We start from the raw sequence: 25,658 nt of genomic DNA, 5'->3' as shown, positions 1-25,658 counted from the left end.
GCGCGCGAGGCGCGCGGCCGGGGGCGCTTACTTCTTGTTGCGACGCTGCACGCGGGTCCTCTTCAGAAGCTTGCGGTGCTTCTTCTTGGCCATACGCTTGCGACGCTTCTTGATGACAGAGCCCACGGAACAACCCTCGCTCACTAAGACTCGCGCCCGTGAGAGACGGAGTCCATACGACTGACGGAGGGCCTAGCCTACCGTCCGTCCGGCCAGGGCCGTAATCGTGCTCCCCCGGAACGGCGAACTCGGGGGAAATCCGGGGCGAACGGGTGCGGGGGCCACCGGCTGTGACCCCGCCCCGTCGACCGGTCCTACGCGCTCTCAAGCCGCACGTAGGACTCCTTCAGGTACTCGTGCACCGCCTGCTGGGGCACCCGGAAGGACCGCCCGACCCGGATGGCCGGCAGCTCTCCGCTGTGCACCAACCGGTACACCGTCATCTTGGACACCCGCATGACCGCGGCCACCTCGGCCACGGTCAGGAAGACGACTTCCTGCAGGGGGCGTTCGCCGGAACTCATGACCATCACCGACCCTTACCCGTGTGCAAGGCACCGGCTTCCCCTCCGGTGACTCCACCGGCACACGTGTATCCCCAGAGTAGTTATGGGTGGTACCAGTGGGAAGAGGGGGAAGCGCAGTCCTCGTACGGTGAGAGATAGGACTGTTGCAGTACGTAGTCGCTAGGCGGTCTGCACTAGCGGGCGTGCGCACCGACCGGCATCTTCACAACCGGGGGCCGGCGTTCGGCCCGCCCGGACCGGCGCGGGTCAGGGCAGCAGGCCGTGGTGCGGCAGGACGGCGCGGCGGGCGGCCAGGATCGCCTGATCGAGGCGGTCGGCCGGATCGTAACCCGCGTCGAAGTCCCGCCAGGACGGCCGGGCGCCGTCGGTCATCCGCGGCGGGGCCGGGCGGCCGGTGCGCCGCAGGACCTCGGCGCGCCATGACCCCGGGGTCTCGGCCGCCGGGTCGACGGGTCTGCCGGCGGCGGTGGCGACCAGGTGGGTCCAGCTCCGCGGGACGACGTCGACCACGGCGTAGCCACCCCCGCCGAGGGCGATCCAGCGGCCGTCGGCGTACCGGTGGGCGAGGCCGTGCAACTCCTCGGCGATCAGGCGCTGGGCGTCCACGGTGACGGCGAGGTGGGCGAGCGGGTCCGCCAGGTGGGTGTCCGCGCCGTGCTGGGTGACCAGGACCTGCGGGCGGAAGGCCGCCAGCAGTTCGGGGACGAGCGCGTGGAAGGCGCGCAGCCAGCCGGCGTCTCCGGTGCCGGCCGGCAGCGGCAGGTTGGCCGCCGAGCCGGGGGCGTTGGGCCCGCCGGTCTCGGTGGCCCAGCCGGTCTGCGGGAAGAGCGTGGCGGGGTGCTCGTGCAGCGAGACGGTGAGCACCCGGGGGTCGTCCCAGAACGCCTCCTGCACGCCGTCGCCGTGGTGGACGTCGACGTCGACGTAGGCGACCCGCTCGGCGCCGAGTTCGAGCAGCCGGGCGATGGCGAGCGCGGGGTCGTTGTAGATGCAGAAGCCGGAGGCCCGGCCGGGCATGGCGTGGTGCAGGCCGCCGGCGAAGTTGACGGCGTGCGGGGTCTCGCCGCGCCAGACGGCCTCGGCGGCGGCCACCGACTGGCCGGCGATCAGCGCGGAGGCGGAGTGGACGGCCGGGAAGCCCCAGTTGTCATCGGTGCCGAGGCCGTGCCGCCGGTCCGACTGGTCGGGGTGGTCGGCGGCGTACTTGACCGCCTCCACGTAGGCGCGGGTGTGCACCAGGTGGAGGGTGGACTCGCCGGCCGGCGGTGCGGCCCGGACGGTCACGCCCGGGCCGGCGTCCAGTCCAAGCGCCTCCACCAGGCGCATGGTGAGCGCCAGGCGGGTCGGGTCCATCGGGTGGCCGGGACCGAAGTCGTAGGCGGTGACCGCCTCGTCCCAGAAGAGGTGCAGGCCGCAGGGGGTGTCACGCTCGGCTTCGGGCATGGCCCCACCGTAGTGCGTCGCGGCCGTGGGAAGGCCGCCAGGGGCGCACCGCCGGGCGCGCGCCCCGTCGCCGTTGCCAGCGGGCCGTCCGTCGCGTGCGGGTACCGGTGCGGGAGCCGCGGCTGTCGCCTGCGCGGGGGCGGGGATGACGGCGGTGGCGCGGACCCGGCGTCAGGCCACCGCCGGCACCGGGACGGGCGCGGGGGCCGGGGCGAACCGGCCGGCCAGCGGCAGCACCGCCAGGACCAGCAGCATCGGCGCGAGCAGCGCCCAGCGGTACGAGCTGGCGTCCGCGATCGCACCGACCAGCGGCGAACCGACCAGGAAGCCGGCGTAGTTGAACAGGTTGAGCCGGGCCACGGCGGCGTCCGAGTCGGCCGGGAAGAGCCGCCCGCCGGCCGCGAACACCTGAGGGATGATCGCGCAGATGCCGAGGCCGAGGACGGTGAACCCGGCGATCCCGGCCCAGGCCCCGGGCGCGGCGGCGGCCACCGCGAAGCCCAGCGCGGCCAGCGCGGCCCCGGCCCTCACCACCGGGACGGCGCCCCAGTGCTGCACCGCGCGGTCCCCGACGGCCCGGCCGAGCAGCATCGCCACCATGTAGCCGAGGTAGGAGAGCTTGGCGACGTCCTCGGGGCTGTGCAGGCCGTCGGTGAGGTACTTGACGCTGTAGTTGGAGACGGAGGCGTCCGCGATGTACGCGAAGGCCATCGCCAGGCAGAGCGGCAGCAGCGGGCGCCACGGGATCGACCGGGCGGCGGCCTCGGCGGCCTCCCGGACGACGTCGCCGGGTTCGGCCGGCCCGGCGGTGGGGGTCCCCGCGGCCGAGGGCCGGGGGAGGGTGCCGGCCAGCACGGCGAGCGGGGCGATCACGGCGGCCGCGGTGCCGAACAGCACCGGCAGACCGGCGTCGTAGTGCGAGCCGAGGCCGGCCAGCGCCGCACCGAGGATGCCGCCGAGGCTGAACGCGGCATGGAAGCCGATCATGACCGAGCGGCCGTAGTGGTGCTGCAGGCCCACCCCGAGCATGTTCATACTGGCGTCCAGCGCGCCGACCAGGAGGCCGAACGCACCCAGGGCGAGCGCGAGTTGCCAGAGCTCGTCACCGAAGCCGACACCGGCCAGGGTGAGGCAGACCACGGGCTGGACGACCCGCAGCACCGCCCGCGCGCCGGTCCGCCGGACCAGTTGCTCGGAGGCGATCGACCCGACGCCGGCCAGGATCGGCACGGCGGCCAGGAATACCGGCAGCAGCGCGTCGCTCAGCCCGTACCGGTCCTGCAGTTCGGGGATGCAGGTGACCAGCAGCGCGAAGGTGGTGCCCTGCAGCAGGAAGCCCACGGCGAGCGCCGCCCGGCCCTGGCGCAGGCGGGGCGTGATCACGGTACTCGCGGCACTCATGCGGACCTCGCTACCGGCCGGTACGACGATGTTGGCGAGAGCGTAGGCGGTGCCGCCGCTTTTGGGGAGGGGTTGCGCAACGCGCGGTCGCGGGGGGGGGGGGGGGGCCCGCCCCCGCGACCGCTCAGCCGAGCAGCGCGGGCACCTCGGCCAGGTCGGCGATCAGCCCGGTGGCACCGGCCGCCAGCAGCTCGGCCGGATCGGTGAGCGCGGTGTAGCCGTACACGTCCATCCCGGCGGCCCGGGCGGCCAGCACGCCGTTGACGCTGTCCTCCAGCACCAGGCAGCGGGCCGGGTCGGCCCCGAGAGTGCGGGCGGCGTGCAGGAAGAGGTCGGGCGCGGGCTTGCCGACGCCGACGTCCTGGGCACTGAAGATCCGCTCCTCGGCGAGGTGCCCGCGCAGGCCGGTGAGGTCGAGCGCGGTGCGGATCCACGTGTGGTGCGCCGAGGAGGCCAGGCAGTACGGCACGGAGCGCTGCCGGAGCTCCTTCAGCAGCGTCTCCGCGCCGCGCACGGCGGTGAGCTCCTCGGCGAAGGCCGCGAACACCCGGGCGTGGAACAGCTCGTCGAAACCGTCCGGCAGCTTCGCTCCGTCGTACCGCTCGGCGATCACGTCGTGGATCCGGTGGGCGGCACTCCCCATGAAGTCCCGGTACGAGTCCTCGACGGTCGTCGGGTACCCGAGCTCGGTGAGGTACTCGGCGAGCGCCCGGTTGGAGAGCGGCTCACTGTCCACCAGGACGCCGTCGTTGTCGAAGATCACCAGTTCGTAGGACACCGGAGGAGCCTACTTGCCGCCGGAGGCCAGCTCCCGGGAGCGGTCGCGGGCCGCCTCCAGGGCGCCAAGAAGCGCGGCCCGGACGCCGTGGTTCTCCAGCTCGCGGATGGCGGCGATGGTGGTGCCGGCCGGAGAGGTGACCGCCTCGCGCAGCTTCACCGGGTGCTCGCCGGAGTCCCGCAGCATGACCGAGGCACCGATCGCCGACTGCACGATCAGGTCGTGCGCCACGTGCCGGGGCAGACCGAGCAGGATGCCGGCGTCGGTCATCGCCTCCACCAGGAAGTAGAAGTAGGCCGGGCCGGAGCCGGAGAGCGCGGTGGCGGCGTCCTGCTGGGACTCGGGCAGCCGCAGTGCCTTGCCGACGGAGCGGAAGATCTCCTCGGCCCGCTCCAGGTGCGCCTCGGTGGCGTGCGAGCCGCCGGAGATGACGCTCATCCCCTCGTCCACCAGGACGGGCGTGTTGGGCATCACCCGGACCACCGGGGTGCCGGCCGCCAGTCGGGCCTCGAACCAGGCGGTGGGGATGCCCGCCGCCGCGGAGATCACCAGCCGGTCGGAGCCGACGTGTGGCGCCAGCTCGTCCAGCAGGGTGCCCATGTCCTGCGGCTTGACCGCGAGGATCAGGGTGTCGGCGAGCTTGGCGGCCTCGGTGTTGCCCACCACGCCGACGCCGTACTTCTCGGCCAGTTCGGTGGCCCGCTCGGGCCGGCGGGCGGTCACCAGGACGTCCGCCGGGTTCTTGCCGGCCCGGAGCAGACCGGAGAGCAGCGCCTCCCCGATCTTGCCCGTGCCCAGGAAGGCGATCTTCTGCCCGTGCGCCGCTGCGCTGCCCATGCCCGCTCCTCGCGTCCGTACCTGCCGCCATCCTCGCACCGCGCGCCCGGCCGCAGCGGGACCGTCCACCCTGCGGAAGGGCCCCGGACCTGCGCCGGCGCCACGGCAGCGGGCGGCCGGCGGCGGCCCGGCCCCGTAAGGGCCGAACTCCGGGTTCTCCCCTATGGCCCCGGGAGGCTTCCGGGCGCACCGTGGAGGTATGTCACACGGAGAGATGTCCCGACGTGAGAACCGGCAGGCCGCCGTCGCCGCTGCGACGGTGGGCCCGTGGAAGACGGCCGCGGGTGTCGGTGCGGTGGTGGGGGCGACGGCCCTGGGGATCGATCTGGTCACCGGGGACTGGTCGCTGAGCATGCTGGCCGGCCCGGCCGGCTGGGCGCTGTTCTTCTTCTTCCTGGTCGGCACGGTGGGCGGCCAGTTGCGCCGCGACACCGCGGACCGGCGGCTGCGCAGGTGGGCGGCCGAGCACCCGTGGCAGTCGGCGATGCCGGCGGCCGGCGCCCTGCTGGTGCTGAACACCCTGGCACAGACGATCCTCGGCGACGCGAGCCTGATCGGCGCGTTCTTCCTCTCGCTGCTGCCGGCCGGAGTGCTGCTGGCGGTCGCGGGCGTGGTCGGATCGGTGAAGCAGGCCCGCGGCAAGGGGTGAGCGGAGGGTGGGTGAGCGTCCGGGGAGGAGCACCGAGGGTGATCCGCACACGACACGCACACGCTGACCACCTGGTGCGCCCCCGGTCGACGCCCTGTCACACCGCGTCGACGCACTGGCGCGATGCCGATCGCCGAAGATCCGGAGCCGTGCCCGACCGGGGGCCGTGACCAGGACGGGCACCGCCCCGGCCGGATCCGACCGGGCCGACGCGGGAGCCGTACGACCGCACCGGGGAGCCGGCGGGCAGGGACAGCCGCGACGCGATCAGCCGCTCCCGGGTCAGCGCCGGCGCTTGGCCCGGCCCGGCGCCTTGGCGGCCGGCCGGCCGCTGCGGGCGGACTGCCGCCGCCGGTGGGCGGCGGCGGCCCGCTCGTAGTCGGCGCGCCTGACCGCCTCGCCGGGGGCCTCGACCAGGCTGCGGACGAAGTAGGCGAGCAGTGCGCCGACCCCGCCGATGATCCACACCGCGCCGAGCGACCTGTCCTCGGCCATCCAGCCGGTCAGCCGGTCCTTGCCCTCGGTGAGCTGCTTCCAGGTGCGCAGTGCGGCGAGCAGCGAGCAGATCGCGATGGCGGCGACCAGCAGGCCGTTGAGGAAGCCGCCGTTGTCGGAGAGCCGGATGCCCTCGACGCCGAAGCGCAGCACGAGCGCGGCGGCCGCGGCGGCCAGCAGGGCGCCGATCGGCACGGCGACCCGGCGCAGCCGGTAGTCGGTGCCGCGCTCGACCCAGCTGGTGCCGAACCAGCGGATCGGCTCCGGCTCGGGGGCGCCGGCGGGCGTGGGGGCGGGGGCGGGGTGCTCGGTCACACGGCCGATTATCACCCGGCGCCCCGCGACACCGGCGAACGGCCGCGGCCACCGGCGGACGGTGGGCGCGGAACCCCCGATACCGCCGGAGCGCGCCGGAGGGGCCGTCCCGGCGGGCGGGACGGCCCCTCCCGGGGCTACCGGGCGCCGGGTGTCAGCCGAGCTTGCCGACGTCCCGGACGGCGCCCTTGTCGGCGGAGGTGGCCATCGCGGCGTAGGCGCGCAGGGCCTGGCTGACCTGGCGGTCGCGGTTCTTCGGCCGGTAGCCGCCCTCGGCCTCCAGCTTCAGCCGCCGCTCGTGCAGTTCCTCGAAGGAGACCTCCAGGGAGATCTTCCGGCCGGGGATGTCGATGGCGATGACGTCGCCGTCCTCCACCAGGGCGATCGTGCCGCCGGAGGCCGCCTCCGGCGAGGCGTGGCCGATCGACAGGCCCGAGGTGCCGCCGGAGAAGCGGCCGTCGGTGACCAGCGCGCAGGCCTTGCCGAGGCCGCGGCCCTTGAGGAAGGACGTCGGGTAGAGCATCTCCTGCATACCCGGGCCGCCCTTGGGGCCCTCGTAGCGGATGACGACGACGTCGCCCTCCTTGACCCGCTTGGCGAGGATCGCGTCGACCGCGTCCTCCTGCGACTCGACCACGACGGCCGGACCGCTGAAGGTCCAGATCGACTCGTCCACGCCGGCCGTCTTCACGATGCAGCCGTCCTCCGCGAGGTTGCCGTAGAGCACGGCCAGGCCGCCCTCGACCGAGTAGGCGTGCTCGACGCTGCGGATGCAGCCCCCGGCGGCGTCGGTGTCCAGGGACTCCCAGCGCTCGGACTGCGAGAAGGCCTCGGCGGAGCGGACGCAGCCGGGGGCCGCGTGCCAGAGCTCGACGGCCTCGGCGGACGGCGAGCCGCCGCGGACGTCCCAGGTCTTGAGCCACTCGGCGAGCGAGTCGGAGTGGACGGTGTGCACGTCCTCGTTGAGCAGCCCACCGCGGTAGAGCTCGCCGAGGATGGCGGGGATGCCGCCGGCCCGGTGCACGTCCTCCATGTAGTACGAGCCGTTCGGCGCGACCTTGGAGAGGCAGGGCACCTTCCGGGAGATGGCGTCGATGGCCCGCATGTCGAAGTCCAGCTCGGCCTCCTGGGCGGCGGCGAGCAGGTGCAGGATCGTGTTGGTGGAGCCGCCCATCGCGATGTCCAGCGCCATGGCGTTCTCGAAGGCGGCGCGGGTGGCGATCGAGCGCGGCAGGACCGAGTGGTCGTCCTGACCGTAGTGGCGGTCGGCGATCTCGACCACGGTCCGCCCGGCCCGCTCGTACAGCGCCCGGCGGGCGGTGTGGGTGGCGAGCACCGAGCCGTTGCCCGGCAGCGAGAGTCCGATCGCCTCGGTCAGACAGTTCATCGAGTTGGCGGTGAACATCCCCGAGCAGGATCCGCAGGTCGGACAGGCGTTCTCCTCGATGATCGCGATGTCCTCGTCGGAGACGTTCTCGTTCACCGCCTGGGAGATCGCGTCGACCAGGTCGAGCTTGCGGACGGTGCCGTCGACCAGGGTGGCCTTTCCGGCCTCCATCGGGCCGCCGGAGACGAAGACGGTCGGGATGTCGAGCCGCAGCGCGGCCATCAGCATGCCCGGGGTGATCTTGTCGCAGTTGGAGATGCAGATCAGGGCGTCGGCGCAGTGCGCGTTGACCATGTACTCCACGGAGTCGGCGATCAGGTCGCGCGAGGGCAGCGAGTAGAGCATGCCGCCGTGGCCCATCGCGATGCCGTCGTCGACCGCGATGGTGTTGAACTCCCGTGGGATGCCGCCCGCCTGCTTGATCGCCTCGGAGACGATCCGGCCGACCGGCTGGAGGTGGGTGTGGCCGGGGACGAACTCGGTGAAGGAGTTGGCGACCGCGATGATCGGCTTGCCGAAGTCCTCGCGGGCTACGCCGGCGGCCCGGAGAAGCGCCCGGGCGCCTGCCATGTTGCGACCGTGGGTGACCGTACGGGACCTCAGCTCGGGCACTGTGCTCCACTCCTTCGGGGCTGTCCGGCGGCCCCGCTCGGCACGAGGGGGTGCGGAACCGCTGTGTCCGTCGAGCCTACGCCCGCCGTCCGGGCGGTGAGCGCCGCGTCCGCGATGCGGTCAGCACGCGGCGCCGGCCCGCCCGGGCGCGTCAGCTCGGGGTGATCGCCACGGTGAGGTCCAGCACGTACGGCTCGACCACCCAGCCGTCCGGGAACTCCGCCAGCAGCGCCTCGCGCTCGACTGCCAGCAGCGCCTCGCGCTGCTCGGGGGCGAGGGCGGCGAGGTAGGAGCGGGACGTGAGGTCGGTGATCACGTGGTCCACGGTGACCCGGCGCTCCCAGCGGAGCACGGCGGTGCCGCTCCGCAGCCCGAACGGGGCGAGGTGGCCGGCGATCTCGTTCACGGCCCCGTAGCCGTGGTACGTCCCCGGCAGCGCGACCGCCAGCCGCTCACCCATCGCCCGGACCCACGGCGTGCTGCTGTCCTTCACGTTCCAGAAGGCGGCGAGGGCGCCGCCGGGACGCAGCACCCGGATCGCCTCGGGGATCGAGCGCTCGGGGTGGGTCCAGTGGAAGGCCTGGGCGTAGGTGACGATGTCCGCGGAGCCGTCGTGGAACGGGAGCTCGTCACCGCTGCCCCGGACCAGCGGCAGGCCGGGGCAGCTCGCCAGGAACTGCGCACCCATCCCGTCGTTCGGCTCCACCCCGACCACGGCCGCACCGCGCGCGGCCAGCAGGCGGGTGGCGATGCCCGTCCCGGCGCCGACGTCCAGCACCCGGGCGCCCTTGAGCGCTCGGCCCGCCAGCCGCTCCAGCTCGTCGAACAGCTCCTCCGGGTAGGTCGGCCGCGCCCGGTCGTACTCCGACGCCACCGACCCGAACGCCCCGGCGATCTCCCGGTAGTCCCGATGCTCCGTCATTTCTCCCCCTCCGCAAGGTAGTTCGCACTCAGCGTACGCGCGCCGGGGTCGCCAGGTGGAGCCGGGTGAAGGCGAGCGCCTCGGCCAGGTCGGCCTCGCGTTCGGCGGGGGACGCGGAGCGGCGGGTGTTGACCTCCAGCACCACGTGGCCGTCGAAGCCGGTCCGGGCGAGGTGCTCCAGCAGCTCGGCGCAGGGCTGCTTGCCGCGGCCGGGGATCAGGTGCTCGTCCTTGCCGGAGCCGCTGCCGTCGGCGAGGTGGATGTGGGCCAACCGGTCGCCCATCCGCTCGACCATGGCGAGCGCGTCGATCCGGGAGGTGGCGGCGTGCGAGAGGTCGATGGTGAAGTGCCGGTACTCCTCGTCCGTGACGTCCCAGCCGGGGGCGTAGGCCAGCATCTCGCGGTCGCGGTAGCGCCACGGGTACATGTTCTCGACGGCGAAGCGGACCTCGGTCTCGCCCGCCATGCGCTCGATGCCCTCGACGAACTCGCGGGCGTACTGGCGCTGCCAGCGGAACGGCGGGTGCACGACCACGGCGCTCGCCCCGAGCTTCTCGGCGGCGGCCCGGGCGCGGACCAGCTTGGTCCACGGGTCGGTGCTCCAGACCCGCTGGGTGATCAGCAGGCAGGGCGCGTGCACGGCCAGGATCGGCACTCCGTGGGCGTCGGAGAGCCGGCGCAGCGCCTCGGTGTCCTGGCTGACCGGGTCGTTCCAGACCATCACCTCGACGCCGTCGTACCCGAGCTTGGCGGCCAGCTCGAAGCCGACCGCGGTGTTGGCCGGGTAGACCGAGGCCGTGGAGAGGGCGACCTTGGTGTCGGGGATGTGCAGGGACGGGTGCGACGGCAGCACGAGGCGGTCGGTGGTGCGCAGCAGCGGGGCGGTCCGGGCGGCGGCCTGGCGGGCGGCCTTGACGGACCGCACGGACTGGACGGCGGCCTTGGCGGCGCCGGCTGCGCGGGCGGTGCGCTTCTCCCGAGGGGGCCGGGCGGCGGTGGGGGCGGCGGCGGACGTGGCGGCCGAGGTCTGCCGGGCCGCCTTGCACGCGTTCCTGCGGGCGGTCTTGGCCTCGGCCGCGGGGTCGGCGTTCGGGGCGGGCTTCGGCTCGGTCTCCGGCTCGGCCTCCGACTCCGGGCCGGACGGACGGGCGGTGCGCTTCACCGCGGCGGCGGTCTTGGCGGCGGCGGCCCGGGCCGCCGCCTTGGCGGCGGTCTTCGCGGCGGTCTTCGCGGGCTTCGCGGCGCGCTTGGCGGGCTTCGCGGCCTCGGCGGCGCTCTCGGCGGGCTTCCCGGTGGCCGCCTGCTCCGGGCCCGGCCCGCCGGCCCCGTCCCGGGCGGGCTCGCCCGTGCCGGCGGCCGCGGTCCTGGCGGCACGGACGCCCTGGACCGCCTGCACGGCCTTGCCCAGGGCACGGGGGCGGCCGGCCGCTCCGCCGTCCCGGTCCTGGCCGCCGGTGCGGCGCGCGCGGCGCGGGCCGTCCGGCCGCGGCTGCCCGTCCCCGGGTACCCGGCTCTCCTGCGTCCCGTCCTCGTCCGCTGGTTGCGCCACGGGAGACAGCGTAAGCGGACCGCGCCCGGAACGGGGAGCGGCCCTCGGGCCCGCCCTCAGGTGGTGAGGGCGGGCCTGCGGCGGTCGGCGGGGCTGTCCATGGCGTCCAGGCGGCGCAGGATGATGCCCTCACGCAGCGCCCAGGGGCAGATGTCCAGCTCCTCCAGGCCGAAGAGGTCCATCGCCGCGTCGGCGACCAGGGCGCCGGCCAGCAGCTGCTTGGCCCGGCCCTCGGAGACACCCGGGATCTGCGCCCGTTCGGCGACGGTCATCCCGGAGAGCCGGGGCAGCCAGGCGGAGAGGCCGCTGCGGGTGAGCCGCCGGTCGGCGTACGGGCCTGCGTCGGCGGGGGCCGCGCCGGTCATCCGGGCCAGCTGCTTGAAGGTCTTGGAGGTGGCGACGGCGTGGTCCGGCGGGCCGAGCCGGGAGATCTCACCGACGACGGTGGCCATCTCGGCGCGGATGTGGCGTCTGAGTTCGCGCAGGTGATCCGGGTCGGCGATGTCGCCGGGCAGCCAGCGGCCGGTGAGCCGGCCGGCGCCGAGGGGCAGCGAGCAGGCGACGTCGGGCTGCTCGTCCAGCCCGCAGGCGATCTCCAGCGAGCCGCCGCCGATGTCGAGGTTGAGCAGCCGACCGGAGGACCAGCCGAACCAGCGGCGGACGGCGAGGAAGGTGAGCCGGGCCTCGTCCTGCCCGGAGAGCACCTGGAGCTCGACGCCGGTCTCGGCGGCGACCCGGCCGAGCACCTCCTCGCCGTTGACGGCCTCGCGAACCGCGGAGGTCGCGAACGGCAGTATGTCGACGACGCCCTTGTCCTCGGCCACGCGCAGCGACGAGGAGACCATGTCGATCAGCTTCGCCACGCCCGGCTCGCTTATGCCTCCCGCCTCGTCGAGGAGTTCGGCCAGCCGCAGCTCGGCCTTGTGCGAGTACGCGGGCAGCGGGGCGGCCCCGGGATGGGCGTCCACCACCAGGAAGTGGACCGTGTTGGAACCTACGTCGAGCACACCGAGTCGCATAACTCTCCACGCTACGCGATCCGCCCCGGCGGAAAATCGGCTACTCCGGTATTCGCGCTGGTCCGCCCGGTCGGCCCGCGGCCCCGGGCCCGCCGGAGGGCACCCTCAGTGCGCGCGGGCGCCGCGCGGGGCCGCCGGGGGCTCGGTGCGGCAGTTGGCGTCGGCCCAGCGGCGGGCCCGGCCGGGGGCATCGGTGATCAGGCCGTCGGCGGAGCGCTCTGCCATCAGCTGCCAGGAGTCCTCGTCGTCCAGCGTCCACACGTAGACCTCGCGGCCGGCCCGGCGCTCGGCGGCGATCCGGGAGGCGGTGGCCAGGGTCGCGTCCAGGGCGATGCCGTGCAGCGGCAGGTCGCCCGGGTCCTCGGCGAACGAGGCCCCCTGGATCAGCACCACCGGCAGGTCGGGGGCGACCGCGTGGGCCTGCCGCAGGTGCTCCGAGGAGAAGGAGTAGAGGAAGACGCGGGCGCGGCTGCCGGCGGCGAGCCGCGCGATCCGAGTGACGTCCTCGGCCCGCTGCCACTTGATCTCCATCAGCAGCGTCACGCTGCTGCCGGAGAGCCGGTCGAGCAGCTGTTCCAGGGTCGGCACCGGCTCGTCCGGCCCGGGGCCGGCGGTCACCCGCAGGGCGGCCACCTCGGCGGCGGTGAGGTCGGCGACCGCGCCCCTGCCGTTGGTGGTGCGGTCGACGGTCGCGTCGTGCATCAGCACCGGGACGCCGTCCTTGGTGGTCTGGACGTCGGTCTCCAGCCAGTCGGCACCCTGCCGCAGGGCCGTCTCGAAGGAGGCCATGGTGTTCTCGGGGGCGTCGAGCGGCGATCCGCGGTGACCGATCACCGCCGGTCCGGCGCAGACCGGCCGGGCGGCGGCCGGGCGGGCGCGCAGGCCGGGGGCGGCCGCGCAGCCCGCGGCCAGCACGACGAGGGCTGCGGCGAGCACGGCCGTGTGGGTGGCGGCTCGGGGCGAGACGGTCACGGCGCGGGGCTCCAGCTCTGGTTCGGACGGCCGCGGGTGCGGCGATCGGGGAACGGTCGACGCGTTGGCGAAGCATCGTCAATATGATCTGACAACCCGACAGTACGGTCGGTTTCCTTCAGCGTGCGCCCGCCGCTCGGCGCGCCCCGGCCACGACGCACCGCAGATCACCCGGACGCGCCGCCGAGCCGGCGTCCGCCGGGTGCCGGTGCCCCGGCCGGCCGGCCGGGGCCGCGCTCACAGCAGGCCGTCCCAGAACTGCTCGACGATGACGGCCCACCAGTTCTCCGGGTCGTCGAAGACGGTCGGGTCGATCGCCGCCAGCCCGCGCTGCAGCGCGTCCACGGCGGCACCGGCCGCCCGCCGGTCGGGCCCGCGCAGACCCGGCAGCCGCTCGTCGAACAGCGCCAGGCAGCGGACGAAGGACGCCGCGCCGTCGTTGCAGTGCCGGACGGTGGCGTAGTCGGGGTCGACCGCGCGGACGGCGCCGCAGGCGGTGTCCACGGTGATCAGCGCCCAGCCGTCGGTGCCGAGCAGCAGCTGCGGCGCCAGCGCCAAGCGCTCCCGCTCGGCCACCCGGGTGCCTCGCCCGGTCTCCGCCAGATGGGCGGCCAGCGGCGGGAGCACGCTGCCGGCCCGGGTGCCGTCGGCTATCGCGTCCGGCCCCGGGTGGTGCAGTCCGAAGAAGCCCTCGACGGCCACCGGCACCCCGATGTCCCGCAGCACCCCGGCGGTGGCCTCGGGCAGGTCGGCGCGCGTGAGGTCCGCCGGGTCGAAGCGCCGGACGCCGCCGGCGCCGAACCGCTCCACCAAACGGTCGGCCAGCGCCCGGTCTGTCAGCTCCCCGGCCGTCAGCTCCCCGGCCGTCAGCTCCCCGGCCGGCCGGGCCGCGTCCGGCTGAGGCCGGTCCGGGCGGGCCGGGCTCGGCGCGGCTCCGCGCGGGAACGGCACCCGGTTGCGGGCCGGGCCGTCCGGGTCCGCGGGCAGGGCGCGGACCGCCGCCGCCCGGTGGTCGAAGCGCGGCCCGTACGGGAGGTCGGACCCGACCCGGACGCCGGGCAGTTCGGCGGCCAGCGCATGGGCCCAGTAGCCGCCGGGGAGCGCTGACAGCCGCAGGTCGGTGTGGACGGCGAGCACGTCCTCGGCCCGCACGCCCTGCTCGCGCAGCCACCACCAGCCGCGCAGAGCCGGGTGCGGCAGGCCGGGCGCCGAGCGCAGCGCCAGCGACCGCAGCCCGCCGAGGGCGTCGCGGTAGGTCAGCTCGGCCCGGGTGCCCCGGCCGGTGGCCGGCGGCAGGCCGGGGTCGTGGGCACCCGCACCCAGGAAGTCCCGGTAGAGGGTGACCACCTGGTCCACCGGCACCGAGGGCCAGACGGTGAAGCGGCCGGTCGCGCGGTCCACCACCGCACAGGCCGCGCCCACCTCCTCGGGGGCGCGCCGCTCGCCGGTCAACGGGTCCACCCGCACCGGCGGGGGCTCGGCCCAGAGCACCCAGCCGAGGTCGAACTCGTGGGAGTGCACCCGCCTCGCCCCGGTCGAGCCGTCGGCCGAGGCGCCGGGCAGCTCGCCGTTGATCCAGCGGTGCGCGGCCTCGATCGCCTGCGCGCGGGTGGTCACGAGGTGGTGCTCCTTGCATCGGCGCGAGGGAGGAGGAGGCGGGCGGGCACCGGACGGCGCCCCGGGGCCCCGCGGACCGGCAGACAGGATGCCACGCGGGCGCCGGGGTGCCCGCGCCGGGCCGGGGCCGCCGGACGCGGCGTCACCCGGCGGCGGGCGGGGGACGCGAGCCGTTCCCGCCCGGCCGCCCGACCGGTGGTCGGACGGGTCGTCACGGGGTGTTGCCCACAGCGGGCTCGGGGGTCGGGGCCGGGACCGCCCCGGACCGGCGCCCGGCCAGGTCGAGCGGACGGCCGTCGGGGTCCAGGGCGATGGCCCAGAGCCCACCGACGGCGTCGTGCAGCGGCGCGCCGCCCAGGCGGCCGACCTGGTGGTCCAGGTAGGTGACGGCGTCCTTGTGGTTCACCGCGTTCCAGGCGTGCGGACGGCCGAAGCCGTCCAGGGTGAGCAGCACCGCCTGGGAGCCGTGACCGGCCCGCTTCAACTCCTCGGCCAGGCGGCCGAAGGCCGGCCCGCCGTCGCCGAGGTCGCGGAACGGCGCGCCGAGTTCGCGCTCGGCGCGGTCGCGGCCACCGCGCTCGCCGGCGTCGCCGTCGGTGGGGATGCGCGGGGCGGCGCAGGTCGGCCGGCCGGTGAAGGTCTCGACCGCGGAGAGCGCGATCTCCAGGCTGTTGTTGGCCCGGCCCGGCTCGCGGTGGCCGCCGTCGTTGACCACCTCGGCCCAGCCGCCGGCCGCCGGGTCGGGGTGGCGCAGGGCCAGGCCCTCGCCGTCCCGGGGCGCCCGGCGCTCGCTCTCGCGCTGGTGCTCGGGGTCGACCGGGCCGAGCCCACCGGGCAGGCCGTACGGACGGCTGTCGGCGATGGTCCGCAGCCGGGCGACCGGCTCGTCCACGGTGGTGCCGCGGCGGGCGCGCAGCGCGAGCTGCAGGGCCGTCGCGTGGGCGGTGGCGACCGGGACGGCCGCCCAGGCGAGCCCGGTCTCGCCCTCGACCGGGGAGCCGTCGGGGCGGCGCCGGTGGTCGCCGGGGTGGAGCTCGGGACGGGGGGTGCCGAAGCCGGGGCCGAACCCGGGGCCGGCCGCCGGCGGGGCCGCCGGGGGCGGTACGAGCAAGGGTGCGGGGACGGGATGCGGGGCTCCGGTGGTCGCGCGGGGGCCGGCGCCCGGCCGGGGCTCGGTCTGCGCGTGCTGGCCGGGGGCGGCCGCGCCGGGCGTTCCGGCGGCTCCGGAGGCCGGGGCCGATCCGGTGACCGGGCCGCCGGGGACGGCGACCGGGCCGGCCGGGCCCGCGGCGCCGGCGGGTCCGCCGGGGCCGACGCCGCTGCCGAACGGGGCCGGTCCGTGTCCGGCGGCCGCGGGGCCCGCGGCGTGTCCGGGGTGCCCGCCGACCAGCGGGCCGGGGCCGACCGGGCCGGTGGCCACCGGCCCGGACCCGCCGCCCGGCACGTTGAAGGAGCCGCCGTAGGAGGGCCCGTTGTACGAGGAGCCGCCGGAGGTCGGGCCGCCGTGCCCGCCGCCCGTCGGCGCGTCCGGCCCGGACGGGAACCAGGCCGGCGCCGCCGGGGGCGCGGACGGCGCGAGGACGGAGTCCGTCCGGACCGTCACCGGGCCGCCGCCACCCCCGTGCGGGGCCTGGGCGGCCGGCCTCTGGTGGTCGCCGTCGGCCGGGCCCGACCAGCCGGCCGCCACCGAGCCGCTGCCACCCGAGCCGGAGCCGCCGTCCCCGCCGTGGTGCGCCGGTCCGGCGGGGCGGGAGGGTGCGTCGGGGCGGGCGGGCGGCGACCAGTCGCCGCCGTTCACCGGCCCGCTCCGCACCGGTCCCCGCCCTCCGTCGCCGGCCTGCTCCGGCCCTCCGCCGGACGGGCCGCCGGGGCCGCCGCCGTCCGGCGTCGACATGATCACCACGTCGTCCGGTCCGGCCCCGCGCACCACCGGGCCCGGGGCGACGGGGGCTCCGGGCGTGCCCGGCAGCACGGCGCCCGGGCCGTCGGCGAGCGGGCCGCCGGGCTTGCCGTCCAGCGGGTGCCCGCCGCGGCCGCCGCCCGCCGGGTCGGCCAACGGGAGGCCGGCGACCTCCTTGCCGTCCTTGCCCAGCACCACCGGGCGGCCGTCCTTGCCCAGCAGCGGCTGCCCGTGCTCGTCCAGCTCGACCGTGAGGTCCTCCACGCCGACCACGGGCCGGCCGGCCGCGTCCTTGACCACGAGCAGCCCGTCGGCGTCCGTCACCGGAGTGCCGTCGGGCCGGAGGATGACCGGGTCACCGTGCTCGTCCAGCACCGGGCGGCCGGCCTCGTCGAGCTTGACCGCGAGGCCGGGCACGCCGACCACGGGCCGGCCGTCCTCGCCGACCAGCGGCTTGCCGTCCCTGCCGAGCACCACCGCCAGGCCGGCGCCGCCGCCGGCCCCCAGCACGCCGGGCTCGCCGAGCACGGCGGGCAGTCCGGCGGCCACCGGGTCGAAGGCCCCGCCGGGGCCGGTGAACGAGGCCGGGCGCACCCCGTCGGGACCGCCACCGGGACCGAGGCGCAGCACCGCGACCACCGCGGGCTCCTTGAGCGCGGTGCTGAGGGCGTCCTTCATGGCGCGGCCGAGCTCGTCCAGCAGCCCGCCGATCTTCAGCCGGGCGCCCTCGACCGCCAGCGCCGCCGTGGCCTCGGCGACCGTCTCGGTGGCGGTCTGCCGCAGCCCCTCCGCGACGGCGTTGGCGCTCCGCCGCAGCCCGCCGAAGACCCCGCCCCCGGCGTCCCCGCCCCCCGTGGCGTCGGCGACCCGGGCGGCGGCGGCCTTGGCCCGGGCGGCCTGCTCCTCGGCCTGCTTCAGCTCGGCGGCCAGCTCGTTGAGGGCGGCGACGACATCGGCCTTGCAGGAGTCGACGGCCCGGGCGGCCTGGTCGAAGGCGCCGGCGACCAGACCGGCGGCGGAGTGGGCGTCGTCCAGGTGGCCCCTTCCGCTGCCGCGGAACGCCCGCCAGTAGGCCTCGAAGGCGTCCACCGCGCGGCCGGAGTTCTCCGCGGTGACGCGCTTGGCGGAGTCCCCGCCGCGCTTGCCGAGACGTTCGGCCTCCGTCCCGAACTCGCGCCAGAGCCCGGCCGCCTTGCGCAAGCCGTCCTCGTCGGCCTGCGGCCACTGGTGACCGGTCCGGGCCAGGACCGGGGCCAGTTCCTCGGGCAGCTTCCGGGACACGCGCTTCCCCCTTCGACGTGCGGACCTCCGGCTCGGGCCCCGGGGTGCGGAGAGCGGGCGTGCGGACGTCCGTGATGCGGACTTCGCCGTGCGGCTCCCTCAGCGGGCCGCCGGCGCGGAAAGGCCGGACGGTTCCGGCGTCAGGCCGACACGTCCTTGTGGGGGACGATCCGGGCGGGCACCGGGGTTGCGCCCGGGCGCGCGGCTCCACCGAATCCGGCCGCGGCCGAGGTCTCGGCGTCGGCCGTCCGCTCGGCCATGGTGTGCAGCCCGGTCCCGACCTGGCCGAGCCCGCCGGCCAGCCCGCGCAGGCCGCCGATCAGCCCGCCCTGCGCCTCCCGGTAGGCGGCGGCGAACCCGCTGCCCGGCCGGTCCTGCCCCCACGGCGCGCCGAGTGCGGCGAGGCCCTGTTCCAGGACACCGGCCGCCTTGCCGAAGTCCGCCGAGATCTTCTCGAACTCCCGCCCCTCACCGTGCAGTTCCCATGGCTTGAGGACGAACGAGCCGCCTCCGTCGCCCCCGCTGCCGCTGCCGCCGGCCATCCCCGTACCTCCCCGTAGCGGACCGGCCGCCATCCTAGGGCGAGCCCCGGGGCGCCCCGCAGCACGCGGGCGACCTCTTCACCCCGCCTTCACTCCGTCACCGTCCGTACGGCCCGGCCACCACCCGGTGAAATCGCCGCAAATGCCCACGCCACGGGCGGTTCGCACCTCCGCCGAGGCTCTACCCTTGCCGGGTGGCAGCAGCAGAAACGTCCAAGAAGAAGTCCAAGGCCGGTTCCACCGCGGTCGACCTCGCCATGCCCACCCTGCGCACCGAGGTCCCGCTCGACTTCCCGCGCGCCTGGGTCGAGTTCACCGACCCCGACGACGAGGAGCAGGCCTTCCGCTGCGACCTCACCTGGCTGACCTCCCGGTGGTCGTGCATCTTCGGCCAGGGCTGCCACGGCATCCGCGAGGGCCGGGGCGAGTCGGACGGCTGCTGCACGCTCGGCGCGCACTACTCGGACGAGGAGGACGAGCAGCGGGTGACCGGCCACGCCGCCCGGCTCACCCCCGAGCTCTGGGAGAACTTCACGCACGGCACCGACGCCGGGGGCCGGATCAGGACCGACGGCGGCATCACCATGCTCGACGAGGACGGCGACCGGCAGACCCGCCGGGTGGGCGGCGCCTGCATCTTCGTGAACAGCCCCGGCTTCGCCGGCGGCGCGGGCTGTGCGCTGCACGCACTGGCGCTCAGGGAGGGCCGGGAGCCGCTGGAGACGAAGCCGGACGTCTGCTGGCAGCTGCCGATCCGCCGCACCTACGACTGGATCGACCGCCCGGACGACACCCGCTACCTCCAGGTCACCATCGGCGAGTACGACCGCCGGGGCTGGGGTCCGGGCGGTCACGACCTGCACTGGTGGTGCACCGGCAGCCCGGAGGCGCACCAGGGCGCCGATCCGGTCTACGTCAGCTACCGCCCCGAACTCACCGAGCTGATGGGCGCGGCGGCGTACGAGGTGCTGGTGGGCCTCTGCGAGCAGCGGATCGCCGCCAAGGGCGACCGCAGGTTCGCCCCGCACCCGGCCGACCCGGCGAAGAAGGCCGACCGGAAGGCGAAGTGACCGCTCCGGGAGCGCCGCCGGGCACCGGCGGCGCGGCCCGGCCCGCTACTTGTCGATGTCGCCGACGACGAAGAACATCGAGCCGAGGATCGCCACCATGTCGGCGACCAGGGTGCCGGGCAGCAGCTCGGTCAGCGCCTGGATGTTGTTGAACGACGCCGAGCGGAGCTTGAGCCGCCAGGGCGTCTTGTCCCCGCGCGACACCAGGTAGTAGCCGTTGACCCCGAGCGGGTTCTCGGTCCAGGCGTAGGTGCTGCCCTCGGGTGCCTTGAGCACCTTGGGCAGCCGCAGGTTGACCGGGCCGGGCGGCAGCGTGGCGAGCTTGTCGAGGCAGGCGTCGGCGAGGTCCAGCGAGTTGACCGTCTGCTCCAGCAGGCACTCGAACCGGGCCAGGCAGTCGCCCTCCTCGCGGGTGACCACGGTCAGCACCGAGCGCAGCTCGTCCGAGCCGTAGGCCAGGTAGGGCTCGTCGCGGCGCAGGTCGAAGTCGAGCCCGCTGGCACGCGCGATCGGGCCGCTGACGCCGTACGCCTCGGCGTGCTCCTCGGTGAGCACGCCGACGCCGGCGGTGCGGGCGCGGAAGATCTCGTTGCCGAGGACGAGGTCCTCGAAGACCGGCAGCTGGGAGCGGACGACGGCGACCGCCGCGCGGACCCGGCCGAGCCAGCCGGCCGGCAGGTCCTCCTTGAGGCCGCCGACCCGGTTGAACATGTAGTGCATCCGGCCGCCGGAGGCCTCCTCCAGCACGTGCTGGAGGTCCTCGCGGCCGGAGAAGGCGTGGAAGATCGGGGTGATCCCGCCCAGCTCCAGCGGGTAGGAGCCGAGGAACATCAGGTGGTTGAGCACCCGGTTCAGCTCGGCGAGCAGGGTGCGGATCCAGACCGCCCGCTCCGGCACCTCCATGCCGAGCATCCGCTCGACGCCCAGCACCACGCCGAGCTCGTTGGAGAAGGCCGAGAGCCAGTCGTGCCGGTTGGCCAGCATGATGATCTGCCGGTAGTCGCGGGCCTCGAAGAGCTTCTCCGCGCCCCGGTGCATGTAGCCGATCACCGGCTCCGCGGTCACGATGCGCTCGCCGTCCAGCACCAGCCGCAGCCGCAGCACGCCGTGCGTCGCGGGGTGCTGCGGGCCGATGTTGAGCACCATGTCGGTGCTGCCCGCCGTGCCCGTGAAGTTCTCGGCTCCCGCCCCGATGCCGACCGTGGTCTCCCTCATGACCCCAGAGTCTGCCATCCCGGCAGGGGCTCCAGGCTCGCCGGTACCGGCATGCGGACGGTCTGCGCGAGCCAGCCGAAGGCGCCCAGACCTGCCGGATCGGTCAGCTCGGCGCCCTCACCCGCGTCGCCGAGCGCCCGCAGGTAGGCCACCGGGTCGGTGGAGGCCAGCGCCAGCGACGGGCGGGCGCCGCTCACCCCGAGGGCGCGCAGCGCGTCCCGCTGCGTCGTCCACAGGCTGTGGAGAGCGGGGGCCGCGATCGAGTCCAGCGCCACGTGCGCGGTGACGTCGCAGGAGCCGTCCGGCACCGGGGCCACCTCGCGGCCGGAACGGAATCCGGCCCGGGTGGCGAGCGGCGGGCGGCGCCCGGCGGTGTGCCCGTAGTCGACGGCGACGGCCAGCCCGCGCTCCAGCCCGGCCACCGCGTGCGCCCAGGCGGCGTCCCGGGGGCCGCCGAACTCCACGGTGTCGCCCGGCCGTTCGGCCGGCCACCAGCGGGCGGCCCAGGCCGCGTCCGCGGCGGCCACCCGGTCGCCGAGGCGCTCCGCACCGGTCGCGGTGTCCACCTCGACGTAGCGCAGCACCCCGTCGTCGTCGACCTCGCCGGTGTCCAGCGGCACGTTGTCCAGCCACTCGTTGGCGAACAGCAGCCCGGTGACGCCGCGCGGCACCTCGTCCGTCCACAGGACCCCGGCCGGCAGCGCGTCCGGCCGGGCCGCCAGCTCCACCGCGTACGGGCGCAGCCGGTCCCGCACCTCCGCCGGCAGCTCGGCCAGGACGCCGGCCGTCAGCTCGCCGCGGCCGGCCCCGACGTCCACGAAGGACAGCTCCTCCGGACGGCCGAGGGCCGTATCGACCTCGCGCAGGAGCCGGGCCACCGCGCGGGCGAACAGCGGGGAGGCGTGCACCGAGGTCCGGAAGTGCCCGGCCGGCCCCTCCGGCCTGCGGTAGAAGCCGCCGTCCGGGTCGTACAGGGCCTGTTCCATGGCGGGCCGCCACCGCATCCAATCCACGAAGCGGGACGCTACCGGCCCCGGGGGCGGCCCTCCCAACCGGCGACAGGTGATCTCCGACCTAGGGAGTAGGGCGGATCGCCCTCCCGGCGGACCTGGACACGCTGCGCGACTGCCTAGGCTTGAGACGTGCATCGACTCAACGCCTGGCTCCGCCGTCACCCCATGGTGGTCGACTCCGCCTGGGCGTCGCTGGTGCTCTTCTTCAGCGTCCTTCCCGACAGCACCTCCGCGGAGGGCTGGCGGCTCGGCGTCCACTACGTCATCGCCCTGGTCATCCCGCTGCTGATGGTGTTCCGCCGCAAGCTGCCGGACCTCACCGTCTACCTGGCCGGCGGGGTCGGGCTGCTGCAGGTCGCACTCGGCGTCCCGGTCGCCGCGTCCAGCCTCGGCTACCTGGTCTTCGCCTACACCGGCGCCGCCTTCGGCACGGCCTGGACGTCGCGGCTCTGCCTGGCCGGCAGCCTGCTGGCGGGGCCGCTGACCCTGGCGCGCTTCCCGTCCGGCTACACCGACGACGAGGGCATCTGGCACGGGCAGCACCGCAGCACGGCGGAGTTCCTGCTGATCTCCGCCCTGATGTCGACCCCGTTCATCCTGTGCTGGGCGTGGGGCCGGCTCACCCGGGTACGCCGCGCCTACCTGGTCGAGCTGGAGGACCGCGCCGCCCGGCTGGAGCGCGAACGCGACGCCCAGGCCAAGGTGGCGGTCGCCGCCGAGCGCGCCCGGATCGCCCGCGAGCTGCACGACGTGGTCGCGCACAACGTCTCGGTCATGATCGTCCAGGCCGACGGCGCCGCCTACGTGCTGGAGAACTCCCCGCAGCAGGCCAAGGAGGCGCTGGGCACCATCGCCTCCACCGGCCGTCAGGCGCTGGTGGAGATGCGCCGCCTGCTCGGCGTCCTGCGCACCTCCGACACCAACGCCGAGGAGTACGTGCCGCAGCCCGGCGTCGAGGAGCTCCCCGAGCTGCTGGAGCAGGTCCGCACGGCCGGCCTCCCGGTGGACTTCGCCACCTCCGGCACCCCGCGCGAGCTGCCCCGCGGCGTCGAGCTGACCGTCTACCGGATCGTCCAGGAGGCGCTGACCAACGTCCGCAAGCACGGCGGCCCGGACGTGCACGCCCGGGTCGCGGTCGACTTCGGCGAGCGCGAGCTGGCCGTCCTGATCGAGGACGACGGCCGTGGCACCACCGACGAGCAGCTGGCCGCCGGCGGCACCGACGGCCTGGGCCACGGTCTGATCGGCATGCGCGAGCGGGTCGGCATGGTCAGCGGGAGCCTGGATATCGGGCCCCGCCCCGGCGGCGGCTTCCGGATCCGCGCCGTCCTGCCGCTCAAGGCGGCCCACTGAGCCGCGCCCGAACCGCGCCGCTCCCCACGAACCAGGAGACCCCCTTGACCATCCGCGTGATGCTCGTCGACGACCAGGAGCTGCTGCGCACCGGCTTCCGGATGATCCTGCAGTCGCAGGGCGACATCGAGATCGCCGCCGAGGCCGGCGACGGCGCGCAGGCCCTGGAGAAGCTGCGGCACACGGCCGTGGACGTGATCCTGATGGACGTCCGGATGCCCCGGCTGGACGGCGTACAGGCCACCCGCCGGATCTGCCTCGCCGACGACGGCAGCCCGCTGCCGGACGCCCCGCACGTGCTCATCCTCACCACCTTCGACCTGGACGAGTACGCCTTCGCCGCGCTCAAGGCCGGCGCCAGCGGCTTCCTGCTCAAGGACGTGCCGCCGACCGAGCTGGTCGCCGCGATCCGCGCGGTGCACGGCGGGGACGCGGTGGTCGCGCCGACCACCACCCGGCGCATGATCGACCGCTTCGCCGAGGTGCTGCCCACCCCGCACCACCTGCCCGGCCCGGACCCGCTGGGCCCGCTCACCGAGCGCGAGCGCGAGGTCTTCCTGCTGGTCGCCCAGGGCCTGTCGAACGGCGAGATCGCCGCCCGGCTGGTGCTCTCCGAGGCCACCGTGAAGACCCACGTCGGCCGGATCCTGGCCAAGCTCGGCCTGCGCGACCGGGTCCAGGCCGTCGTCCTGGCCTACGAGGCGGGACTGATCCGGGCCGGCGCCTCGGACTGACGTTCCTTCGAAACGTTCTCCGGACCGGCCTGGGCCCCGCGACGGGGGCGCCCGGGGGCCCGTCGGCCCGGCCGTAGAATGGGCCGGTGCGTCCGGTACCCGAAGAGGACCGGAACGGAGAGTGAGGACCAGGGCCGAGCCGTGACCGAGCGAAGCGACAGCGCCGACTTCACCCCGCTCGCCGACGGCTTCGGCGACCCGGCCGACCCGGGCAACCGTCCGGCGCGGCTCGCCGTGGGCGTGGTCGGCACCGGCCGGGTCGGCCCGGCGCTGGGCGCCGCCCTGCAGCTGGCCGGGCACCGGGTGGTCGCCGCCTCCGGGGTCTCCGCGACCTCCCGCCGGCGTGCCGAGGCGCTGCTGCCCGGCGTGCGGGTCGTCACCCCGCCGCAGGTGCTGGCCGCCGCCGACCTGGTCCTGCTGACCGTCCCGGACGACGCGCTGGCCGACCTGGTGGCCGGCCTGGCCTCGACCGGCGCCGTCCGCCCCGGCCAGCTGGTCGTGCACACCTCCGGCGCGCACGGCGTCGCCGTCCTGGAGCCCGCCACCCGGGCCGGGGCGCTGCCGCTGGCCCTGCACCCCGCGATGACCTTCACCGGCACCTCGGTCGACCTGGCCCGGCTGGCCGGCTGCCCGTTCGGGGTGACCGCGCCGGAGGAGCTGCGCCCGGTCGCCGAGGCACTCGTGGTGGAGATGGGCGGCGAGCCCGAGTGGGTCCCGGAGGACGTCCGGCCGCTCTACCACACGGCCCTCGCCCACGGCGCGAACCACCTGGTCACCCTGGTCGCGCAGGCGCTGGAGCTGCTGCGCACCGCCGGGGTCTGCGAGCCCGGCCGGCTGCTCGGCCCGCTGCTCGGCGCCGCCCTGGACAACAGCCTGCGCTCCGGCGACGCGGCCCTCACCGGCCCGGTCGCCCGGGGCGACGCGGGAACCGTGCGGCGCCACCTGGCGCAGCTCAGTACGGTGTCCCCGGACATCCCGGCCGCCTACCGGGCGATGGCCCGCGCCACCGCCCAGCGGGCGCTCGCGCACGGGACGATCGACGAAGCGTCGGCGGCGGCACTGCTGGACGTACTGAACGAGGAGAACCACTGATGGCACGCGGCAAGCAGCCGGGCAAGGCCCAGCGCGCCCCGAAGGTCCACCGGGCCGTGGTCACGCACACCGTCGACGACTTCGAGGCCGCGTTCTGGCCGGACGAGCAGCCGGTGGACAACGCGGTCGTGATGACCATGGGCGCGCTCCACGAGGGCCACGCCGCGCTGATCCGGGCCGCCCGCCGGCAGGTGGGCCGCGACGGCCGGGTCGCGGTCACCGTCTTCGTCAACCCGCTGCAGTTCGGCGCCGGCGAGGACCTGGAGCGTTACCCGCGCAGCCTGGACGAGGACGTCCGGCTGGCCGAGGAGAACGGCGCCGACGTGGTCTTCGCGCCGTCCGTCGACGAGGTCTACCCGAACGGTCGGCCTCAGGTCCGCCTGGCGGCCGGCCCGATGGGCGAGCGGTTCGAGGGCACCACCCGGCCGGGCCACTTCGACGGCGTGCTGACCGTGGTCGCCAAGCTGCTGCACATCACCGACCCCGACTTCGCCCTCTTCGGCGAGAAGGACGCCCAGCAGCTGGCGCTCGTCCGCCGGATGGTGGCCGACCTGGACTTCGACGTCGAGGTGGTCGGCGTGCCGACCGTCCGCGAGGAGGACGGCCTGGCGCTGTCCTCGCGCAACCGCTACCTGTCCGCCGAGGACCGCGCGCACGCGCTCGCCCTGTCCAAGGCGCTGTTCGCCGGCCGCGACGTGGCCGCGCAGGGCCCCAAGGCCGTGCGCGAGGCCGCTGCGGCGGTCCTGGACGGCGCGGAGGGTGTCACCCTTGACTACCTCGCCCTGATCGATCCGCACGACTTCACCGAGGCGCCGGACGACTTCCAGGGCGAGGCGGTGCTGGCCGTCGCCGCGACGGTGGGCACCACCCGCCTGATCGACAACGTCCACCTCATCTGCCGCTAGGCGGACGGGGGACGGGCACCGGATCGTCCG

At 75.5% G+C, this 25,658-nt stretch carries 23 protein-coding genes; 6 read left to right on the top strand and 17 right to left on the bottom strand.

The window, feature by feature from the left end; translation table 11 throughout:
* Positions 1–27 precede the first annotated feature (27 nt).
* The 6 genes from ACF9IK_RS20705 to proC all read right to left on the bottom strand — a co-directional run bounded on the left by ACF9IK_RS20705 (position 28) and on the right by proC (position 4,986).
* A complete protein-coding gene (locus ACF9IK_RS20705) occupies positions 28–126 on the bottom strand; it encodes a 30S ribosomal protein bS22 (protein WP_003948845.1) in 99 nt (32 codons plus the stop codon).
* A gap of 188 nt (positions 127–314) precedes the next feature.
* Complete coding sequence (locus ACF9IK_RS20700) at positions 315–524, bottom strand: helix-turn-helix domain-containing protein (RefSeq protein ID WP_148644250.1); 210 nt, start codon at positions 522–524, stop codon at positions 315–317.
* 249 nt (positions 525–773) lie between these two features.
* Positions 774–1,970 carry an acetoin utilization protein AcuC gene (locus ACF9IK_RS20695; RefSeq protein WP_395295660.1) on the bottom strand — a complete coding sequence of 399 codons (1,197 nt, stop codon included), beginning with the start codon at positions 1,968–1,970 and terminating at the stop codon, positions 774–776.
* Positions 1,971–2,141: 171 nt separating this feature from the next.
* Positions 2,142–3,371: an MFS transporter gene (locus ACF9IK_RS20690; protein WP_395295659.1), complete on the bottom strand. Its 1,230-nt coding sequence runs from the start codon at positions 3,369–3,371 to the stop codon at positions 2,142–2,144.
* Between the two features lie 124 nt (positions 3,372–3,495).
* A complete protein-coding gene (locus ACF9IK_RS20685) occupies positions 3,496–4,149 on the bottom strand; it encodes an HAD family hydrolase (protein WP_395295658.1) in 654 nt (217 codons plus the stop codon).
* Between the two features lie 9 nt (positions 4,150–4,158).
* Complete coding sequence (gene proC / locus ACF9IK_RS20680; protein ID WP_395295657.1) at positions 4,159–4,986, bottom strand: pyrroline-5-carboxylate reductase; 828 nt, start codon at positions 4,984–4,986, stop codon at positions 4,159–4,161.
* Between the two features lie 214 nt (positions 4,987–5,200).
* Between proC and ACF9IK_RS20675 the strand changes: the two genes are divergently transcribed.
* On the top strand, positions 5,201–5,635 hold the full coding sequence (locus tag ACF9IK_RS20675; RefSeq protein ID WP_345328948.1) for a hypothetical protein: 435 nt from the start codon (positions 5,201–5,203) through the stop codon (positions 5,633–5,635).
* Positions 5,636–5,917: 282 nt separating this feature from the next.
* Here the strand turns inward: ACF9IK_RS20675 and ACF9IK_RS20670 are convergent, their stop codons facing one another.
* The 9 genes from ACF9IK_RS20670 to ACF9IK_RS20630 all read right to left on the bottom strand — a co-directional run bounded on the left by ACF9IK_RS20670 (position 5,918) and on the right by ACF9IK_RS20630 (position 18,246).
* Positions 5,918–6,445, bottom strand: a complete 528-nt coding sequence (locus ACF9IK_RS20670; RefSeq protein ID WP_395295656.1) for a hypothetical protein — start codon at positions 6,443–6,445, stop codon at positions 5,918–5,920.
* A gap of 154 nt (positions 6,446–6,599) precedes the next feature.
* The gene (gene ilvD / locus ACF9IK_RS20665; protein WP_395295655.1) at positions 6,600–8,444 is read right to left on the bottom strand and encodes a dihydroxy-acid dehydratase; all 1,845 of its coding nucleotides are present in this window, start codon (positions 8,442–8,444) and stop codon (positions 6,600–6,602) included.
* A 151-nt stretch (positions 8,445–8,595) separates the two neighbouring features.
* Entirely contained in the window at positions 8,596–9,366 is a 771-nt protein-coding gene (locus tag ACF9IK_RS20660; RefSeq protein WP_395295654.1) for a class I SAM-dependent methyltransferase, read from the bottom strand.
* 28 nt (positions 9,367–9,394) lie between these two features.
* On the bottom strand, positions 9,395–10,198 hold the full coding sequence (locus ACF9IK_RS20655; protein ID WP_395298630.1) for a sugar phosphate isomerase/epimerase family protein: 804 nt from the start codon (positions 10,196–10,198) through the stop codon (positions 9,395–9,397).
* Positions 10,199–10,971: 773 nt separating this feature from the next.
* The gene (locus ACF9IK_RS20650; RefSeq protein ID WP_395295653.1) at positions 10,972–11,934 is read right to left on the bottom strand and encodes a Ppx/GppA family phosphatase; all 963 of its coding nucleotides are present in this window, start codon (positions 11,932–11,934) and stop codon (positions 10,972–10,974) included.
* Positions 11,935–12,039: 105 nt separating this feature from the next.
* Positions 12,040–12,906 carry a glycerophosphodiester phosphodiesterase gene (locus tag ACF9IK_RS20645; protein WP_395295652.1) on the bottom strand — a complete coding sequence of 289 codons (867 nt, stop codon included), beginning with the start codon at positions 12,904–12,906 and terminating at the stop codon, positions 12,040–12,042.
* A 237-nt stretch (positions 12,907–13,143) separates the two neighbouring features.
* Positions 13,144–14,523, bottom strand: coding sequence for an SUKH-4 family immunity protein (locus ACF9IK_RS20640; protein ID WP_395295651.1), 1,380 nt, complete (start codon positions 14,521–14,523; stop codon positions 13,144–13,146).
* 211 nt (positions 14,524–14,734) lie between these two features.
* Positions 14,735–17,704, bottom strand: a complete 2,970-nt coding sequence (locus tag ACF9IK_RS20635) for a toxin glutamine deamidase domain-containing protein (RefSeq protein ID WP_395295650.1) — start codon at positions 17,702–17,704, stop codon at positions 14,735–14,737.
* A gap of 140 nt (positions 17,705–17,844) precedes the next feature.
* The gene (locus tag ACF9IK_RS20630) at positions 17,845–18,246 is read right to left on the bottom strand and encodes a hypothetical protein (RefSeq protein ID WP_395295649.1); all 402 of its coding nucleotides are present in this window, start codon (positions 18,244–18,246) and stop codon (positions 17,845–17,847) included.
* A gap of 257 nt (positions 18,247–18,503) precedes the next feature.
* Between ACF9IK_RS20630 and ACF9IK_RS20625 the strand changes: the two genes are divergently transcribed.
* A complete protein-coding gene (locus ACF9IK_RS20625; RefSeq protein ID WP_395298629.1) occupies positions 18,504–19,316 on the top strand; it encodes a hypothetical protein in 813 nt (270 codons plus the stop codon).
* A gap of 45 nt (positions 19,317–19,361) precedes the next feature.
* Here ACF9IK_RS20625 and ACF9IK_RS20620 read toward each other — a convergent pair whose 3' ends face one another.
* Both ACF9IK_RS20620 and ACF9IK_RS20615 read right to left on the bottom strand, forming a co-directional pair.
* Positions 19,362–20,531 carry an NADH-quinone oxidoreductase subunit D gene (locus ACF9IK_RS20620; protein WP_395295648.1) on the bottom strand — a complete coding sequence of 390 codons (1,170 nt, stop codon included), beginning with the start codon at positions 20,529–20,531 and terminating at the stop codon, positions 19,362–19,364.
* The gene (locus ACF9IK_RS20615) at positions 20,528–21,535 is read right to left on the bottom strand and encodes an SAM-dependent methyltransferase (protein ID WP_395298628.1); all 1,008 of its coding nucleotides are present in this window, start codon (positions 21,533–21,535) and stop codon (positions 20,528–20,530) included. Before ACF9IK_RS20615 ends, ACF9IK_RS20620 begins: the two co-directional genes overlap by 4 nt.
* Before the next feature lie 138 nt (positions 21,536–21,673).
* Between ACF9IK_RS20615 and ACF9IK_RS20610 the strand changes: the two genes are divergently transcribed.
* The 4 genes from ACF9IK_RS20610 (at position 21,674) to panC (ending at position 25,628) form a co-directional block, all read left to right on the top strand.
* On the top strand, positions 21,674–22,897 hold the full coding sequence (locus ACF9IK_RS20610) for a sensor histidine kinase (protein WP_428846373.1): 1,224 nt from the start codon (positions 21,674–21,676) through the stop codon (positions 22,895–22,897).
* A 44-nt stretch (positions 22,898–22,941) separates the two neighbouring features.
* Entirely contained in the window at positions 22,942–23,631 is a 690-nt protein-coding gene (locus tag ACF9IK_RS20605) for a response regulator (RefSeq protein WP_395295647.1), read from the top strand.
* 234 nt (positions 23,632–23,865) lie between these two features.
* Positions 23,866–24,723: a Rossmann-like and DUF2520 domain-containing protein gene (locus ACF9IK_RS20600; RefSeq protein ID WP_395298626.1), complete on the top strand. Its 858-nt coding sequence runs from the start codon at positions 23,866–23,868 to the stop codon at positions 24,721–24,723.
* A complete protein-coding gene (panC, locus tag ACF9IK_RS20595) occupies positions 24,723–25,628 on the top strand; it encodes a pantoate--beta-alanine ligase (protein WP_395295646.1) in 906 nt (301 codons plus the stop codon). The genes ACF9IK_RS20600 and panC overlap by 1 nt, the downstream gene beginning before the upstream one ends.
* The last annotated feature ends 30 nt before the right edge of the window (positions 25,629–25,658 follow it).

This window comes from Kitasatospora hibisci, assembly GCF_043950205.1.
Lineage (GTDB): Bacteria > Actinomycetota > Actinomycetes > Streptomycetales > Streptomycetaceae > Kitasatospora > Kitasatospora hibisci.
The sequence above is the reverse complement of the archived record's forward strand: the minus strand, read 5'-3'. Positions and strand labels throughout refer to the sequence as shown.

Excerpts from the sequence above, each read along its gene's own strand:
- ACF9IK_RS20700 (WP_148644250.1), bottom strand. The coding sequence starts at position 524 with ATGAGTTCCGGCGAACGCCCCCTGCAGGAAGTCGTCTTCCTGACCGTG.
- ACF9IK_RS20695 (WP_395295660.1), bottom strand. The coding sequence starts at position 1,970 with ATGCCCGAAGCCGAGCGTGACACCCCCTGCGGCCTGCACCTCTTCTGG.
- ACF9IK_RS20690 (WP_395295659.1), bottom strand. The coding sequence starts at position 3,371 with ATGAGTGCCGCGAGTACCGTGATCACGCCCCGCCTGCGCCAGGGCCGG.
- proC (WP_395295657.1), bottom strand. The coding sequence starts at position 4,986 with ATGGGCAGCGCAGCGGCGCACGGGCAGAAGATCGCCTTCCTGGGCACG.
- ACF9IK_RS20675 (WP_345328948.1), top strand. The coding sequence starts at position 5,201 with ATGTCCCGACGTGAGAACCGGCAGGCCGCCGTCGCCGCTGCGACGGTG.
- ACF9IK_RS20660 (WP_395295654.1), bottom strand. The coding sequence starts at position 9,366 with ATGACGGAGCATCGGGACTACCGGGAGATCGCCGGGGCGTTCGGGTCG.
- ACF9IK_RS20650 (WP_395295653.1), bottom strand. The coding sequence starts at position 11,934 with ATGCGACTCGGTGTGCTCGACGTAGGTTCCAACACGGTCCACTTCCTG.
- ACF9IK_RS20630 (WP_395295649.1), bottom strand. The coding sequence starts at position 18,246 with ATGGCCGGCGGCAGCGGCAGCGGGGGCGACGGAGGCGGCTCGTTCGTC.
- ACF9IK_RS20625 (WP_395298629.1), top strand. The coding sequence starts at position 18,504 with ATGCCCACCCTGCGCACCGAGGTCCCGCTCGACTTCCCGCGCGCCTGG.
- ACF9IK_RS20620 (WP_395295648.1), bottom strand. The coding sequence starts at position 20,531 with ATGAGGGAGACCACGGTCGGCATCGGGGCGGGAGCCGAGAACTTCACG.
- ACF9IK_RS20615 (WP_395298628.1), bottom strand. The coding sequence starts at position 21,535 with ATGCGGTGGCGGCCCGCCATGGAACAGGCCCTGTACGACCCGGACGGC.
- panC (WP_395295646.1), top strand. The coding sequence starts at position 24,723 with ATGGCACGCGGCAAGCAGCCGGGCAAGGCCCAGCGCGCCCCGAAGGTC.